Origin of the sequence: Streptomyces sp. NPDC002467 (assembly GCF_042889825.1) — a bacterium.
In the GTDB taxonomy this organism is placed as follows: domain Bacteria; phylum Actinomycetota; class Actinomycetes; order Streptomycetales; family Streptomycetaceae; genus Streptomyces.
This window is the reverse complement of the sequence record NZ_JBIARJ010000019.1, coordinates 134,953-151,814: the sequence shown is the minus strand read 5'-3', so window position 1 is coordinate 151,814 and position 16,862 is coordinate 134,953. Positions and strand designations below refer to the sequence as shown.

The window sequence follows — 16,862 nt, the reverse complement described above, 5'->3', positions numbered from 1 at the left end:
GTCATATCCGGGCAAGGCTGTCCCTGATTCTCATGAGCAGGTCGACGTCGGTGGTCTCGGTCGCCGCCAGTGGCGGCCGGTGGTGGATCAGCCCGCGGTCGGCGAGTTCGCCGAGGAGCAGCGTCATGGGAGTGAGACGCATGTGCATGCGCGCCGCCACCTCGGCGACCGCGAGGCCGCCCGGCGCCGTGCACATGGCGAGGATCTCCTGCCACTCGCTGGGCAGCCCGGCCCGGGCGGCCTCGGTCACCGCCGACGTGATCGTGGTGTCCATGGTGAGGACGGTGTGCGCGGCGGCCGTACGCCCGTCGGTGAGGGCGTACAGCCGCGTCCGGCGGCGGCTCGCCGGCTGGGGCTCGTCCTGCGGCATTACGCGGTCGACACCTGGCCGCGCTCGGGGGTGCCCAGCCATTCGCCGAGCGCCTGGGCGGTCCGTACGGCCTCGCCGCCGAGCTCGCCGAGGCGCGCCTTGCGGTTGGTCACCACGATGAGCGTGCTGCCGTCGCCGCACCCGACGATGCAGAGGTACCGGTCGTCCATCTCGACGAGTTGGCGGATGACGCGGCCCCCGTCGATCTCCCGGGATATCGCCTTCATCGTGGCCGCGATGCCGGAGGCCGCGGCCGCCATGCGCTCGGCCTGGGGCTCGTCGAGCATGTAGGCGCTGAGCTTGATGCCGTCGTTGGACAGGAGCACCGCTCCCTGGATGCCGGCGATCCTGTTCAGGTTGTTGTCCAGGACGCTGTAGATCGCGTCGTTGGATGTCGCAGTGTTCGGTGAGGTAGTCATGGCCGATCCCGTCGGAGCTCTTCTTCCACTGTCTGTGTCCCGTGTTCGTAGTCCGCCCAGGCGTCGGCCACCTCTTCGGGTGTCGCCGCGTCCTGCCGGACGGTCGTTTCCGCGGCGCGGGGCTCGCGCAGCTGCTGTGCGATGTGCGTCTGCGGAACGCGCTCGGGGAGGGCGGGCCGGGCAGCGGGCACGGTCACCGGTGCCGGCGCCTTGGTGTCCGCCTTCGTATGCGCCTTCGTCGTACGGCTCGGCAGCCCGGCGGCCGTGCGAACGACGGGCTCGGGCCGGCGTTCCACGGACGGGCGGGGCGCCGGGGCGACGGCGGCCGGCTCGGGGGTCGAGGACGCGGGCTCGGGCTCGGGCTCGGGTACCGGCTCGGGGGCGGGTACGAGTACGGGCTTGGCCGCGGGCTCGCGCCGCGGTTCCGCCGCGGCGGTGGCCACCAGCAGTGCCGCGGGGAGGATCACCACGGCGGAGGTCCCCCCGTACACCGAGCGGCGCAGGGTGACGCTCGCCTGGAGCTGGTCGGCGAGGTGACCGACCACGAAGAGGCCGAGCCGGTGCGCGTTCTGCGCCAGGACGGAGTACGGCGGGGCCTCGTGCAGGCGCCCGTTCATCTCCTCGTACCGCTCGGGCGTCACCCGCGGCCCGCGGTCCTCGATCTCGACCGACAGCCCGTCCGCGACGAGTTCCGCGCGGATGACCACCTTGGACCGCGGCGGGGAGAACCGGGTGGCGTTGTCGAGCAGCTCGGCGAGCAGGTGGCTGATCTGGCTGATCGCGCCGGGTTCCACGCTGGTCTCGTCGAGGGCCTGCCGCTCGATGCGGCGGAAGTCCTCGACCTCCGCGGCGGCTTCGCGCAGTACGTCGGCGATGCGCATGGGCTCGGTGTGCGGGTCGGGGACCTCGCCGCCCGCCAGGATGAGGAGGTTCTCGATCTGCCGCCGCATGCCCACCGTCAGCTGGTCGGAGCGCATCAACTGGGCGAGCAGCGCCTCGTCGTGACCGAAGGTGTCCTGGAGGTCCTCGGTGAGGCTCAGCTGGCGGCTGACCAGGTTCCCGGTGCGCGAGGCGATGCCCGTGGCGAACAGGCCGAACCCGTGCCGCTCGTCCGCGAGCTGCCGGTGCCCGTCGACGGACACGGCGACGGCGCGGGCGAAGGCGTCGCTGATGCGGCCGACCTCGTCCCCGTCCCCGCGCACCGTCGGCAGGACGGCGGCGTCGACGGACTGCCCGCGCTGGAGCCGGGCGACGACCTCGGGAAGGGTTTCCTCGGCGACGGTCACCGTGCGGTCGTGCAGGTCGCGCAGACGGCGCAGGACCGATCGCGTGGTGAACACGACGACGACCACGACGATCAGCAGCCCGCCGGAGCTCCCCCCGATGAGCCAGGCGACCTCGGTGTCCAGTTCCGCGGCCTTGGCCTCGCCGCGCGTGAGCACCTTCCTCGCGCGGTCGACGTTGAGCGAGGCCATCTGCACGGAGAAGTTCTCGTGCGCGGAGCGCCAGAGGGCGGTTTCCGCGGGCAGTTTGATGCCGGAGCCGGTGTCCGTGTGCTTGGAGAGGACCGCGTTCTCGATGCGGATCTTCGTCTGCCAGTCCGAGGAGGCGACGATCCGGTCGTAGAACCGCTTGTCGACCTCGGGGAGATAGGGCACGACCCAGGTGTCGTACAGGTGCCGGTGGGCGCCCATGGCGCTGACGAACTGCTCGAACCCGGCGGAGTCCAACTGCCGGGACGGCCCCGCGAGGGACAGGATCGTGTCCTCGCGCGCCACCATCTCGGTCGCGGTGAGCATGGCCACCACGGGCCGGCTCTCCTTGACGATCTCGGCGTCGTCCGCGTGGCTGAACTCGCGCTGGTACGCCTGGATGACCGAATCGATCACCCCGGTGTAGTACAAGAGCGTGCTGTCGGCGGTGCCGGTACGGGCGTCCGCGCGCAGACGGAAGGCGGCCAGCCCTTCGAGCTTCTGCTCCACCTCCTCGAAGGAGGCGTTCGTACCGGACGCCACCCGGCGGAATTCGGCCGCGCCCCGGTCGGTGGCCTCCCGCCGGATCCGCAGCTCTTCCTCGGCCCCGGCGGTGCCCGCCCACACGGAGGCGGTCATCGTCCGCTCGGCCTGCATGTCGACCATGAGCGTGTACAGCGGGGCGCCGACCTGCTCCGCGGCCGCGACATCGGCCCGCAGGTGCTCCGCCTGCGAGAGCAGGCGTTCCGCGGTCACCGCCACTTGGGTGCCCATCGCCACGGAGGGGACCACGGCCAGCCAGATGAGCAGGGTGCGCAGGCGCACCCTGCGGCGTCGGCGGGCCGTCGACTGCCCGCGTACGCCTTCGGGTTCTATGACAGACATCGGACCTCGGGAACGGGGCGGCAGGGGCAGCCGGACAGCCGGACCGGAATCAACCGCTCCGACTGTGGCGGGATGTGAGGGTGCCGATCATAACCAGCCACCACGAGGAAACAGATAGGTGTCTTCCGAGCCCAAAGCGTGCTATCGGCGGCGGATCACCACCCGCGGGAGACCGGATCGGAACCCAACCGCGACATCTCCGACACCAAGACGGGCCCCTGTGACCGCCAGGAGGTCACAGGGGTGCCGTCAGATCCGGAATATCCGGTCAAAACCGCCGGGTTGTCGGGCCGTCAGCCGCTCAGGACCTACCCCACCAGGACCGCCCCCGGCCGCCGCGGATGTCGGTCACCTTCGCGACGCCGGGGGCGTGCGCGGGGCCGCTGTGGGGCTGTACGCCCTTCAACCGGGCCCGCCACGGTCCGTCCGCCATCTCCAGCTGCACGATGACCGGGCCCTCGGGCAGGGGAACGGTCTCGCGCCGCTTGCCGATCTCGTTGACGGCGTTGTCGTCCGTCGGGAGTTCGGTGGGGTCGTCGTGCTCGGCCACTTCGTAGAGGTTGACGATGAGGTTGTCGTCGCCGCGGTAATGCAGGGCGAGGTCCGCCGTGCCGCCGGTGTGCAGCAGCACGTCGGGGCCACCGCCCTCCAACTCCTCCTCCGTCAGCAGGGTCGCCGCGGCCAGCGGCAGCACCCGCAGCTGCCAGCGGCCCTCCGCCTTCAGCTGGAGCCGCAGCCGCCCGTTCCCGGGGACCAGGGTGAGCACCCGGCCCCGGAAGTTCTCCTCGGTGCTGTTGACGAGGCTGTCGCCCTCCTTGTTGAACCGGGTGAGGGGCCACAGGCCCGTGTACCCGTCGCCCCGGATGGAGAGTTCGACGATGACCGGCCCGGGCGGCAGCCCGTTCACGGTGATCACGTCGTTGTCCCGGCCGCTCTGCGCGTACGGCTCGAAGCCGGCCCCGAACACCCACGCCGGAGCCGCCGTCGCGGGCACGGGGGCCGGTACGGGAGTCACGGGCGGAACGGGGACCTGGCCGGGAGGCGGCGCCTGGAACGCGACCGGAGCCTGGGGCTGCGCGGCAACCTGGCCGGGGGCCGGGACCTGGTACGCGACCGGAGCCTGGGGCGGCGCCTGGATCGGCACGGGAGCCGGGGCCTGGGCCGCGACCGGAGCCGGGACTTGGAACGGGACGGGGCCCTGTGGATGTGCCGCGACCGGGGCGTACACCGGGACCGGACCAGGGGGCTGCAACGGGGCCGGAGCCTGCGCCGGGACCGGAGGCGGGGCCTGGAACGACGGCGGAGTGTGGACCGGCTGCGGGGGCTGTTCCGCGTCCGCGACGTCCACGCCGTGGTCCGTCACCAGGCCGGCCAGGCCGTTCACGTACCCCTGGCCCACCGCACGGAACTTCCAGCCCCCCGCCCGCCGGTACAGCTCCGCGAGCACCATCGCCGTCTCGCCGCCGGCATCGGTCACGTCGTACCGCGCGACCGACGTGCCGTCCGGCGCGAACGCCTCCACCGAAGCCCCGTACACGTCCCGCAGCGCCCCGCGCTCCGTCGAGCCGACCACGACGACCCGGCCTATCGCCTCCTCGACCGCCGGCAGGGCGATCTCCAGCCACGCCGTGCCGGCCTCGTCCCCGAGCAGCCGCACCGCGCCCGACGGATGGACGGGCGCACCGTGGAACACGATGTCCCCGTCCCCCCTGGCCCTGCCCTGCTCCGTCACCAGCAGCGCCAGCGCGTCCAGTCCGCCACGCACGGCGACCCGCAGCGGCACGGTCGGCACGAAGGCGTTGTCCCCCTTGATCATGTCCCCTCCCCGGAATCGATCATCCGATGACCGTACCCGGAGTTCACCTCGTCCGGCCGGAAATCGTCACCCTCCGAAGAAGCCCGGTACCCGCAGGTCCGGCGTGCCGATGAGGGTGGCCCTGTCGAGCAGGATGTTGTTGTTCTCGCAGCTCGTCTCCGGGAGCAGCAGGCACGCGTGACAGGCCGCCAGGTTGAGGCCGTCCGCGCCGCTCGCCTCGGCCTCCATGCACAGGGGGTCGTTGGAGCACCAGCGTGCCCGCTGCATGGCCGCGCGCAGGGTGGCGTCGAGGCGGTCGGGGTTCCCCTGGGCCACGATGCCGCCGAGACTCCCCGCGGAGTCGCTGGTGGCGGTGTAGACGAGCACGCCGGCCATGCCCTCCTCCGCGTACAGCCGCTCGCGGAGCGCGGCGGCCGGGTACCCGCCGTCCAGACTCCATTCGTTGATCAGGACGTGCGCGAGGGTGTGCAGCAGCACGAAGCGGGGCGCGGCCTGGGACGTCGGCACGGGCTTGCCGGAGGGGCCGATGCGCTCCCGCAGCAGCCTCTCGTGGTTGTGGCGGATCCTTTCGGCGCGGGCTTCGACGCCGGCGTCCTCCTCCCAGGCGCGCAGGCGCTCCTCGTCCAGCCGCAGGAACACTCCTTCGCCGCTCACCTCGAACGCGGGCAGCCAGTCGGGCTCCTCCAGGGAGATCGCCCCGCGGCGTTTGGGTCCGTCGGCCGGGCTCGGTTCCTCCACCCGGCGGAACGACTGCAGCGCACGTACTTCGCGCAGCCGCTTGAGCAGCATCACCTGCTCCACGCCGTGGGACGTGCGCAACGCGTCGATCGGGGCGACGGGGGGCTCGCAGACGAACTCCTGGTCACCGGCGTCCTCACGCTCGGGGTGCGGCTTGCACAGGCTGTCGTACTCGCCCCGGTACAAGTCGGTCCGGGCGTCGACCTCACCGCCCGCCTCCTGAACGTCCGCGTCGTCGCGCTGCTCCGTCTCCTGCGCGCGCATGCGCTGCACACACGCGACGACTTCGTCCGGCGTGTACTGGGGATGGTGCGCGAGGACGTTCTCGACCTGGACGTACCGGCGGATGAAGGCGGGATCCTCGTCCTTGAGCTTGTCGTAGACGCGTGCGGTGATCCTGTCGACGCCCTCGCTCCACGGCGGGATCGACAGGGCCGAGTGCATGACGGGGAACCAGACCGAGGAGGAGCCTCGTTGGAGCGTCCTCGGTGATTCGTCGCAGGCTTCCGCCGGGGCGTCCTTGAGCCAGGGTCGACGGCCGCCGCAGCGGATGCCGAGGTCCTTGAGGGCCTGGCGTCGGAAGGCCCCCTCCATGGAGACCTCCTCGGCCCCGCAGCCGCAGGCGATCCGCACGGCGCGCAGCGAGGCCGTGGATCCGTCGGCGTGGAAGGTGAGTTCGCCCCCGCACGCGCCCGTTCCCGTGCTGCGGGTGCCCCGGTGCACCCATTTCCAGAAGGGGAAGTCCTCCAGGTGGCCGTGGGTACAGGCCATCACGAAGCGGGACGGGACGAGGCTCTCCTGACAGGTCGAGCACTCGGCCTTGCCCGTGGGCGGGTTGAACTTGCGGAAGGGTTGCAGGAGTCGGCACTCGGGGCACGAGTACATCACCGGGAACCGTACGGCTCGCACGCCGTCGGTCGCCCGGTCGGGATCGGGTGCCGGCGGCAGCCGGAACGCCTTGACCCCGAGCTTGCGCGACAGCCTCGGTTCGGTGACGAGCGGGGCCTCGGAAACGTCCCAGGAGTCGACGCCCCGCACGAGGAAGGACTCGTTCTCCACCGCGATCATGGCGCCCACGCCGTAGGTGGTGACGAGCTGGGCCCGCCGGACCTCACCCAGGCGTCGGGCGGTCCGGACGGGGCCGGCGGGAAGCCCGCGGCGACGCCGGCGGGGATTGTCGGGGCTCATGGTTCAGCGCTCCTCGAAGAAGGTGGACGAGGCGTCCACGTCGCGCAGGCTCCACAGGGTCGGCAGACCTGCGCCGTCGGTCTCGTCGTCGTAGCCGCTCAGCAGGGCGGGGGCACGCTTCGCACGCGGGGATTCGTACACGAGGCGGGGTTGCACGGCCGCCTCGTCCCGCCACCACTCGACGAAGTCGTCGAAGGCCCGGGCCGTGGCCTTCGACTCCGATTCCTCCACCTTCGCCACCCGGTCGAGGAGGATGGGCCGGACCTTCTGCCGGATGTCGTCGACGTAGTCCTCGACGCGGGCGGCGGCGTCGTTGGGACGGGCGGCCGGGAGCATCAGCCTGGCCAGGGCCACGATCACCGCGTGCAGACCGCGGTCCCGGGCGCGCACCGAGAAGGGGGTCACGCTGGTGGACTCCACCTCCCGGTACAGGGCGGAGTGGAAGTGCTGGAAGTCCTCGTAGTGGGAACGGTCGCGCGAGCGCGTGGAGTTGAGCATGACCGCGACCAGGCCCGGGTGCCGGCGGCCGACGCGGCTCGTCGCCTGGATGTACTCGGCGGTCGTCTGCGGCTGGCCCATCACGGCCATCAGCCCGAGCCGGTCCACGTCCACGCCCACCGAGATCATGTTGGTGGCGAGGAGGACGTCCAGGACGTCCGACATCGGAAGGTGCCGCTCGACCTCCTTGAGGCGCCTGGAGATGTCGCTCGCGTTGGCGCGGCTGCTCAGTTCCGTGAGACCGGTGACCGGCCTGGGCTTGGTGCCGTCGCGCGACGCCAGGTGTTCGAGTCGGTCCTGGACGTCGTCGAGGACCTGGAGTTCCGCGGAGGACAGGAGGCGCAGGCTGTTGAAGTACCCGACCAGCGTCCAGTAGGCGTCCTTCACCTCGGGCGCGGCCTCGCAGGTCATCGCCCGGTGGAGCAGGGCCGCGTACACCCGGATCAACAGCGTGGACTGGCTGGTGCTCGACGTCAGCAGTCCGACGTACCGGCGCGCGGCCTTGCGTTCGCGCGGGGTCTCCACGGCGAACCAGGAGTCACGCGCGTCGATGCCGGCGGGCGGGAACTGGGCGACCGAACGGGCGAAGAGCCGGGTTCCCTGCTCATCGGCACGACGGATGGTGGCGGTCGAGGCAATGATCTTCGGGCGCTCCGCGAGCGCGTCCACCGCCGTCTCGTAGAGCCCCGTCAGTGTGCCGAGGGGCCCCGAGATCAGGTGGAGTTCGTCCTGGACGATGAGCTCGGGCGGGCGCGTGCCGTCCTCCCGGTCACGGTTGAACAGGGCCGCCGTCGCCGGCCGCCACGGCATCGACGCGAATTTGTCGACGGTGGCGATGACCAGGGTGGGGCGCGCCCGGTAGACGGCCTCGTCGACCAGGTGCACGGGAAGGCCCGAGCCGAACGCGCAGGACGCCGCGGGACAACGGATGTCCATGCGTTCGGCGGCCTCGTCGACCGCGTACGCGTCCGGGGAGAGGGCCTCGCCGCACCAGGGGCAGCTCCGCAGCTGGACCGGATTCTCCGTCTGGATGCCCTTCAGCGGATTGGCGCGGAGCTCGGCGATCCGCTCGGCGGCGACGGCCAGCGTGTTGGGCGTCGCCGACCGTCCCACCCACATGCCGATCGAGATCTCCTCGCGGCCGAGGGCGGACGGGTCGGCCGCCCGCAGCCGTTCCATGGCGCAGATCAGCGCCGCGGCACGCTCGAACTGCTGCAGGGTCAGCAGCCGCAGCGTGTAGCGCATGAGCACGGTCACCCCCGCCCCGGCCTCCCCGTCGCGCAGGCGACGGTGGAAGGCGGTGAAGGCGATCAGTCCGAGGTAGGCCTCCGTCTTGCCGCCACCCGTGGGGAACCAGAGCAGGTCCGACACCTCGCGGTCCTCGTGGCCGGGGTCGACGATCCCGGCGAGGCACAGCAGCACGAAGGAGATCTGGAACGGTCGCCACCTGCCCGCGGACACGTCGGGCCTCCCCTGCCTGCCGTCCTTGATCCAGGACGTGCGGGCACGCTGGTCGGCCATGGCGACGTTCGCCAGCCGGAAGGCCTTCAGGATCTCCGGCCGATCGCCGTCCGCCAGCAGATCCACACCGGCGCGCATGCGCTCCAGGGCCCGGCGGCAGCGCACGATCTGGTCCCGGGCGACGGACTCGTGCTCCGTGCCCGCCAGCCGCTCCGTCTGCCGGACCTGGTCCTCGATCCACCGCTCGTAGTCGGACAGCAGCCGGCGCAGCGCCCCGACCACCTCCTCGGCGGGGTTCGTGCCGAGCCCGTACATGGTCAGGGCGCGGTCGTCGATGTGCGGATTGGAATCCGTCAGGAGCACTTCGTGGGACGGTACGAATTCGGTGCGCACGGACGTGACGGCCGGCGGACGCGGGTCGACGGTGCCGACGGCGGGAGGCGTCCAGTCCCAACGCGCCGCGCAGCCGTGCCCGGTGGCGAAGCTCGGGGCGTGGCGGTGCAGGAGCCGGCTGAGCGCCTGCTCCGCGTCGACCGCGCCGAGGGACACGGGGCGCACGACGAAGGCGGCGCGATCGGCGTCCTCGGCGGTCGCCTCCAGTGTCGGCTGGTAGAAGCAGTGCGCGTCGCGGAGGTCGAACATGCCGACCTGGAGGCTGTTGACGACCGTGGCCGTCACGGAGACGGATCCGTTCGGCCCGGACGCGGGACGGACCAGCACCCTCAGTTCCAACCCCGGGTCGTGCAGGGTGACCGCTTCGCGCGGGCCCGGAACCGAGACGTCCACGAAGACCGGTTCCGGGCGCAGCGTGACCCGACGCCAACGCTCCCGCTGGGCTCTGGTGCTGCGTGCCTCGGTCCGCTTCGCGGCGACCGGGTTGCCGTCGGCGTCCTCGGGCAGGTAGACGGCGGCCCGGACCTCGAAGCGGATCCGCCGGGACACCGAGGGATCCACGGCGAAGGTCAACCCGAACGACGAGGGCATGCGCACGTTGGCCAGGGAGACGCCCAGGTCGTTGCCGTCTTCCTCGCCGCTGCGGCGGGAGGGCTCCGGAGCGGTGTCCTGCCCGTCGCGTACGGATTCCAGCTCGCCCGGGTCGGCCGGCTCGGCCGCGACGTCCCGGGGCCTCGGGCGCGGGAACAGGACGCCGACGGGATACATGGTGATCGGGGCGTCGTCCACGAGGATCTCGTCCTCGCCGCCCATCGGACCCATCAGGTCGTCGCGCAGGGACTCCACCAGCGCGTCGCGCACCTCGTAGTGCTCGTGGTGGACCGACTCACTCATCGTCTTCCCCCTCGGTGCCGCCGAGCTCGGCGGTTTCGTCCTCGTACCAGTGGAAGCGGCCCAGTCCGCACAGGCGGGGCGCCAGCCACACCCCGTGGGGGCCGAGGCCGGCCCGCTCGGTCGCCGCGGGGCTCCCGGCCACGCTCTCCACCCCGTCCACGCGCAGCCCCGAGATCCGAAGCGGCCAGTGGTCGACCTCGCCGTGCGCCGTGCGGGCCAGCATGCGGTGCAGATCCGTGCGGAACCGCTCCGAGACGACGGCGACGGGGCGCCCGCCGACCACCACCGCGTACGGCGGGGACTGGTCGGCCGCGACGGGGATGCCGTGCAGCAGTTCCAGCTCCGCGGGCATCCCCCGCTCCACCGCGACGTTGAGGTGGTCCAGCAGGGCCGCCGGGTCCGGGGCGATGTCTTCGACGCCGGGGGGCTGTTCGTGGCACACGTCCGGGGCGAGCAGCTCGATCCCGTTGCGCGCCCACGTGCTGCGTCCCCCGACGTACCAGCGGTCGAGGCGCTTGTCCTTGCGCACCAGCCAGGAGTTGGGCGCGTCCAGGACGTACAGGTCGTCGCGGGCCCGGGTCATGGCGACGTAGAGCAGGCGGGCCTCCGCCGCCGGGTCGTAGTCGTACCGCTTCCTGTCCACCCGTCGGGGTTCCTTCAGCACGCGCGGCTCGACGAGCAGGACCCGGTCGAACTCCAGCCCCTTCGCGCGGTGCACCGTGGACACCACCAGCGGTGACGGCTGCGCCGCCGTGAGCTCGTCGGGCAGGCGCCCCTCGGCGACGGCCCGGTGCAGCGCCGCGACGTCCACCGTGGCGCGCGTGCCCCGGGCGACCTTCCGGATCGAGCGCCACAGCGCCTCGGGGGTGCTCCCCTCCGGGACCGGGAGACCGGCCACCAGTTCCAGGAACCGGTCCCGCCCGAGCATCGAGGCACCGGTCCCCGCCAGCAGGCCCGTGATCCACGCGGGTGCCGAGCGCTCGCGGGCGGAGCGTTGCAGGGTGTGCGGGACATCGGCGTCCGCCAGCGTCCCGGAGAGGGTGAGGGCCTGGCCGTTGTCCCTGCACAGGATGGCGGTGGTGCCCGGGAAGTCGCGCAGCGCGGAGCGCACGTACTCGTCGTCCAGGCTGCCGAAGTTCGGCTCCCCCAGCAGGAGCGAGCGCAGATCGCCGTGGATCCGCTCCGCCTCGCCCGCGGCCTCGGCCGGGTCGCGGGACACCCGCTGCAATCGGGGGCCGTAAGGGAGGGCGACCCGGGCCGCTTCCGTACGCGCCCGGAAGTTGTCCCCCAGGCGCAGCTCGACCAGGTCGTCGCCGAAGGTGGCGCGCACCCAGTCCAGGAAGCGGTCCGTCTCCTCGGCGCGCCGGTCCGGGTCGGAGACCTGGAAGCCGTACACGGCCTGGGCGGAGTCCCCGACGACGGTGAAACCGCTGTTCTCCTGGAACCGGTCGAGCAACGACTCGACCATCTCCCGGCGGACCCCGACCAGGTCCTGGACCTCGTCGATCACCACGTGCGCGGGCACGCCCTGCTCGCCGACCTCGACGGCGCCGCGGTCGATGGCGGTCGTGGCCGCCTCGATCCGCTCGTCGAACGTGTACGCGCGCCAATCGGTGTCCGGGTAGGCGCGCGTCAGCAGCGACGACGCCCAGGCGTCGAAGGTCTGGGCCCGCACGCGCTGCGCCGCCGAGGCGTGCCCTTCGATCCGCTCGGTCAGTTCGCGCACGGCCGCCCGGGAGAAGCTGAGCACCAGGATCTCCCCGGCCTCCAGCTCCTCCCGTTCCACCAGGGCGTCGAGACGCCGCACCAGGGTGTGGGTCTTGCCCGCCCCGGCGCCGGCCGTGACCAGGACGCGGGCGTCCCAGGGCTGGTCCACGACGGCCTGCTGCTCGGCGGTGAGCCGGTGCTGCGCCAGTACCGGTGAAGTCATCGGTTCTCGCTCCACAGGTACTCGAACTCGGTGAAGGCGAGGTCCTCGCCGAAGTTGGTGACGTTGTCGCGCACGTTGAGGATCAGGCAGGTCTCCTTGCCGCCGTTCTTCGGCCCGCGCAGGCCGCGTCCGATCATCTGCTGGTAGACGTTCGGGCTGTAGGTCGGCCGGGCGACGACCACGACGCGGGTCGCCGGCGCGTCGAAGCCCTGGGTGAGCACGCCGTAGTTCGTGAGCACCTGGATACGACCCTTGCGGAAGTCGTCGATCCGCTTGCGCCGCTCCGCCGTGGGTGTGGCCGAGTCGATCGCGGCGGCCTTGATCTCCCGGTCGCCGAGCTTCGCGGCGAGGAACTTGGCGTGCGCCACCGACGTGGCGAACACCAGGACCGGCCAGTCGTCCGGCATCGCGGCGATCTCGTCGACGATGCGCTGGTTGCGGTCGTGGTCGTCGGCGAGGCGCTGTTCGGCACCCTTGGGCAGGGTGGCGAACCGCTCGGAACGCTTCAGCTCGTCGGGCGTCAGCACGATCTCTCCACCGTGCAGCTCCCGGTGCCTGACCCGGGCCAGCACTCCGATGTCCTGCAACTGCCGGATCGCGTCGGCGAGATCGCCGTCGAAGACCCCGGTGTCGAGCCGGTTGCCGAAGCGCTGTACGAGCAGTCGGGTGAGCTCCTCGTTGTTCCGGTAGGGCGTCGCGGTGAGACCCACCAGGTGTCGGCTCGTGCGGTGGTGGGTCAGGTCCAGGTGCGCGAGCAGTTCCGTGTACCGGGGGGACATCGCGGTGTGGGCCTCGTCGACGATGATCAGCGACGCCGTGTCGCGCAGCCAGGCGTAGTCGTCCGTGCCCAGGCAGTGTTCGAGCTTGGCGTCGGTGGCGACGACGAGGTGGGGCCTGCCGTCGACGGGCGTGGCCTCGTTGGTCGTCCAGAGCCGGTTGATGACGAGCGGCATCTCGGGTCCGACCTTGTTCCAGACGAACCTCCAGCTCTGCACCGCCTGCTCGCACAGCTCCTCGGTCTGCGCGATCCACAGGACGGGGCCGGGCAGCTCGTCGCCGTCGCGCATCCAGCGGATGACGCCCTCCGCCGTCACGCGCGTCTTGCCACCGCCGGTGGGCAGGCTGAGCATGCCGCGCTGCGGCACCGGGTTCGTCAGCAGGCCGAGGAGGGCCTGGGCGAGCTGCTCCTGGTACGGGTGCAGGGCGGGGAACTCCGACGGCCCCTCGACCTCCAGCCGGGGTTCGAGGGCCGGCACGCGGGAGCCGGCGAAGGAGTCGGGGAAGCCGAGGTCGGTGACGAACCTGAGCGCCTTGTCGTTCCCGCTGAAGGAACTCGGCGCCCGGGTCGGGAACTCCAGCGAGAGATCACGCGTGTGCACGCGCAGGATCGACTCGCCGTGGGCGTTGAAGGCCATCTCCGCGACCCGACGCGCGTCCGGCTCGGAGCCCTGCTCGTTGAGCTCGCTCTCCATGAGACCCGGCGGAAGCTCGCCGCGGAGCGCTTCCTCGCCGATCAGCAGGGCGATCTTGTCGATGATGCTCTCGCTCTCGCGCACGGCGCGCAGCCGGGCCTGGAGCTCCTTGTCCTGCGCCTGGCGCTCCTGGAGCGCGAGCGCCTGCTCACAGCCCTTGACGCCGAAGCCCCACTTGAACTCCTCGTCGGCGGCGCGCAGGACCTGAAGGCTGTCCAGCGATTCCAGGACGTAGAGGGTCTGGCCCTTGCGTGCCCACTGGAGGGGGTTCGGATTCACGCCCATGGGCGTGCGCACGACCTGTTCGAGCTCCGAGCAGCGCTGGATCTTGATGCTGCTCCCGGTGTTGCCGATGCGGGTGCGGACGGTGGTGAACTCGTCGAAGAGCGGGGTCGACGGGCCGGCCTTGACGTGGGAGATCTCCTTGGCGATGACGTCCGAGACCTTGAGCATCCCCCATTCCTCGACCATGGCCTTGGCGCTCGCCGCGTCCGACTTGTCGGCGACGAGCAGAGCGGGCAGGCGTTCGCGGACGAGCTCGTTGAAGTCGGCCGTGTTGGTCGCGACGGCGATCTTGGCGTCGGGCTGCTCTTCCCAGGCGGTGCCCACCCGGCAGCGGGTGGCGATGCCCTCCGGGAACTCGAACTCGACCCTGAGCAGCAGGGCGTAGGCGCGCCCGATGAACGCGTCGTCCTCGCTCTCCAGCACTCGTTCGAGCAGCTTGCCCCAACGCGCCGCGGGGACTCCCTCCGGCGTCGTCGGCATCTTCAGCCCCTTGGCGATCTCCGGGCCGACCTCCGCGACGGGGAGGATCGCGGCGAACTCCTTGAGCTGCGGGCCGACGGCCTCCGAGACCCGGACCAGGCCCAGGGACGTCCTGACCAGACCGTGCTTGGCGATCATCCAGCGCAGCGGGGAGACGATCGCCTGCCGGGAAGCGGCGGCCGTGCCGTACTGGCTGCTCCAGTTCTGTACGACACCGGACTCGGGCAGCGCGGCCACGAAGGCCGCCCGGCCGTCCTCCGAGAGGTTGGGGAGCAGGTGGAGCGGACCGGCCGTCGCGGCGCCCTCGACGGTCAGCCGAGAGATGTTCGGACGCGGCGAGTTCGGGGGGAGCGAGCGCAGGTGCCGTGCGTGGACGCTCTCCCGGTACTCCTCGAACCACCAGTCGCCGCCCGGCCGGTGACCGACCGTCGGTCGGTCGGCGAGTCCGAGGTCGCGGAAGACCGGCCGGTCGCCCTCGTGGAATCCGAGGTCCACCGCGATCGACGCGTCCCGGCTTCCGTCCCCGGGCACGACGGGGCCGGGCAGCATGCAGTCGCGCATCGGCCGGTAGCGCCCGTCGACGGTCCGGACGTGCAGGACCTCCGTGTACTTGGGGACCTTCACGCGGATGCGGTCCACCTGCGCGTTGCCGCCGGCTCCGCGCAGCAGGAGCCAGAAGTTCGACCAGGCCCGGTCGTCGTAGTGCGCGAACCCCTGGTCGAGGACGCCTTCGAAGCGGCCCTGGGCGTCGGCGACGCGGATGCCGATGTTGTGCAGGTGCCTGCCCATCTCCGGGCGTTCGGAGATGCGGGGGTCGACGTAGTCCATGTCGTCGCGCAGCGAGTCCGCCGCGGTCCGGTGGAAGATCTCGCCCGCGGCGGGGGCCATCATCCCGTTCTTCTCGGTCAGCACGATCTTCGCGAGCCGGGCCTCGGCCGTGATGTCGGAGTCCCCCCGCAGACGGCTGGCCGCCTGGTCCTTCATCACCATGGAGGAGAGGATCTCGATGGCGTGGCACGAGGACTCGGCGGTGCCGTCGGCCACCAGGGCCTCCAGCCACTCCTTGACGCTCTCGGGCTTCTTCCCGGCGGCCTCCAGTATGTGGTTCACCTTGCCGCGGCGGAGTCCCGTGGCGTCGGCGTCCACGGAGGGGTGGAGCCATCCGGCGGGGCGGCCCTCGTACTCCGACCAGATCTGCAGCCACTGCTTTTCGAGGCCGGCCGGCGTGACGAAGAGTTCCTTGGGGCGCTGCAGCCTGCCGTCCTGGTCCGGCAGGGAGGGCAGCTCGGCCGCCAGGGCCCACACCTGCTTGAGGAAGTAGTCGTCCGCCCAGTTCAGCTTCTCCTTGGTACGACCGGGAAGCAGCGGGAGGTAGGCGGCGGGGTCCTCGGCGGGCGCGAGCGCGGGCAGGGTGTCGACGACCAGACGGGCCGCGGCCCGCAGCAGCTCCCGGTTGAAGGGGCTCCCGTCGAGCAGGTGCTGGCGGTCCTCGTTCGTCTTCCACGGGGCGTTGAGGATGCCGGTCAGCGACACGTCGTACTTGGTGGGGAAGAAGGCCCAGAAGGAACCCCGGCCCACGGGCACGGTGTGGAGGCCGTTGCGGACGGTGTACTGCGGCACGGCCCAGGAGATGTCGAGCACCGGGCGGTTGTGCAGCTCTCCGGCGCTGGCCTCGACCTCGGCGGTGGGCGCGTGGGCGACGGTGAAGACCTTCCACTCCTCGATGGCCTGCTTCGCACCGGTGGCCACCTCCTTGAGGGTGCGGTGGACGCCGTCGGACTCGACCGAGATGTCACGCCGGACGGGGGGAAGCGTGCGCTCGTCGTGCAGGAGGACCTGCCCGACGTGCGAGGAGAAGAGCTGGAAGTGCGAGGGGAACGCGTCCGTCTCCCGACCGTCGCGGGCCTTGTGGCCCTTGATGTCGCGGGCGAGTCGGGCGGCGGTGCCGGGGAGGAGCGGGAGGCGCACGACCGTCGTGGCCCACCGCAGCAACCGGTCCAGATCGGCGTCGTCCGCGCGCTCCTGCTCGACGTCGAGCGGGCGGGCCATGCGCAGCACCGGGGTGTCCATGTCGATCTCGCCCTCCGCGCCGAGGGCCTGGGCGATCTCGGCCGCGGACCAGTCGCGGTCGAAGCCGAAGCTGCCGCTGCGGCTGAAGAACTGGGGGGTGTCGCTGACCGACAGGACGGACTTCACGCCGACGCCGAAGCGGCCGATCTGACCGCCGCGCTTGCGGGAGACGCTCATGCGCAGGATCGTCTCGGCCCCTTCTGGGGTGACCGGCGAGCCCTCGTTGGCGCAGTAGAGGTGCCGTTCCGTGAGGACGACGTGCAGCTTGCCGCCCGGGCTGGCGGCGATCTCGTCGGCGGCGTTCTGCACGAGCTCGAACAGCTGGCGCTCGCCGTATCCGCCCTGGGTGATGCGACGTTCGCCGTTCGCGTGTTCCTGGACCAGCCCCGGATCGACCTTGTACGTCTGCAGCACCACCGAGGACTGGCGCAGGACGGTGGCGATCACGGGGGAGAGCGAGGGGTCGGCGAACTGCCGGTCAGTCATGGAGC

General features: G+C 71.6%; 8 protein-coding genes. All 8 read right to left on the bottom strand.

Features of this window, described 5'->3' with window-relative positions:
* Position 1: 1 nt before the first annotated feature.
* The gene (locus ACFYYJ_RS32420; RefSeq protein ID WP_385125907.1) at positions 2 to 370 is read right to left on the bottom strand and encodes a DUF742 domain-containing protein; all 369 of its coding nucleotides are present in this window, start codon (positions 368 to 370) and stop codon (positions 2 to 4) included.
* A complete protein-coding gene (locus ACFYYJ_RS32415) occupies positions 370 to 789 on the bottom strand; it encodes a roadblock/LC7 domain-containing protein (RefSeq protein WP_385125909.1) in 420 nt (139 codons plus the stop codon). The genes ACFYYJ_RS32420 and ACFYYJ_RS32415 overlap by 1 nt, the downstream gene beginning before the upstream one ends.
* Entirely contained in the window at positions 786 to 3,146 is a 2,361-nt protein-coding gene (locus ACFYYJ_RS32410) for a nitrate- and nitrite sensing domain-containing protein (RefSeq protein WP_389137668.1), read from the bottom strand. The genes ACFYYJ_RS32415 and ACFYYJ_RS32410 overlap by 4 nt, the downstream gene beginning before the upstream one ends.
* A gap of 301 nt (positions 3,147 to 3,447) precedes the next feature.
* Entirely contained in the window at positions 3,448 to 4,962 is a 1,515-nt protein-coding gene (locus ACFYYJ_RS32405; RefSeq protein ID WP_389137666.1) for a TerD family protein, read from the bottom strand.
* Positions 4,963 to 5,028: 66 nt separating this feature from the next.
* On the bottom strand, positions 5,029 to 6,888 hold the full coding sequence (drmB, locus tag ACFYYJ_RS32400) for a DrmB family protein (RefSeq protein ID WP_389137664.1): 1,860 nt from the start codon (positions 6,886 to 6,888) through the stop codon (positions 5,029 to 5,031).
* Positions 6,889 to 6,891: 3 nt separating this feature from the next.
* Positions 6,892 to 10,134, bottom strand: a complete 3,243-nt coding sequence (locus ACFYYJ_RS32395) for a helicase-related protein (protein ID WP_389137662.1) — start codon at positions 10,132 to 10,134, stop codon at positions 6,892 to 6,894.
* Positions 10,127 to 12,064 carry a UvrD-helicase domain-containing protein gene (locus tag ACFYYJ_RS32390; protein WP_389137660.1) on the bottom strand — a complete coding sequence of 646 codons (1,938 nt, stop codon included), beginning with the start codon at positions 12,062 to 12,064 and terminating at the stop codon, positions 10,127 to 10,129. Before ACFYYJ_RS32390 ends, ACFYYJ_RS32395 begins: the two co-directional genes overlap by 8 nt.
* Complete coding sequence (locus tag ACFYYJ_RS32385; protein WP_389137658.1) at positions 12,061 to 16,857, bottom strand: sacsin N-terminal ATP-binding-like domain-containing protein; 4,797 nt, start codon at positions 16,855 to 16,857, stop codon at positions 12,061 to 12,063. Before ACFYYJ_RS32385 ends, ACFYYJ_RS32390 begins: the two co-directional genes overlap by 4 nt.
* Between the last annotated feature and the right edge of the window lie 5 nt (positions 16,858 to 16,862).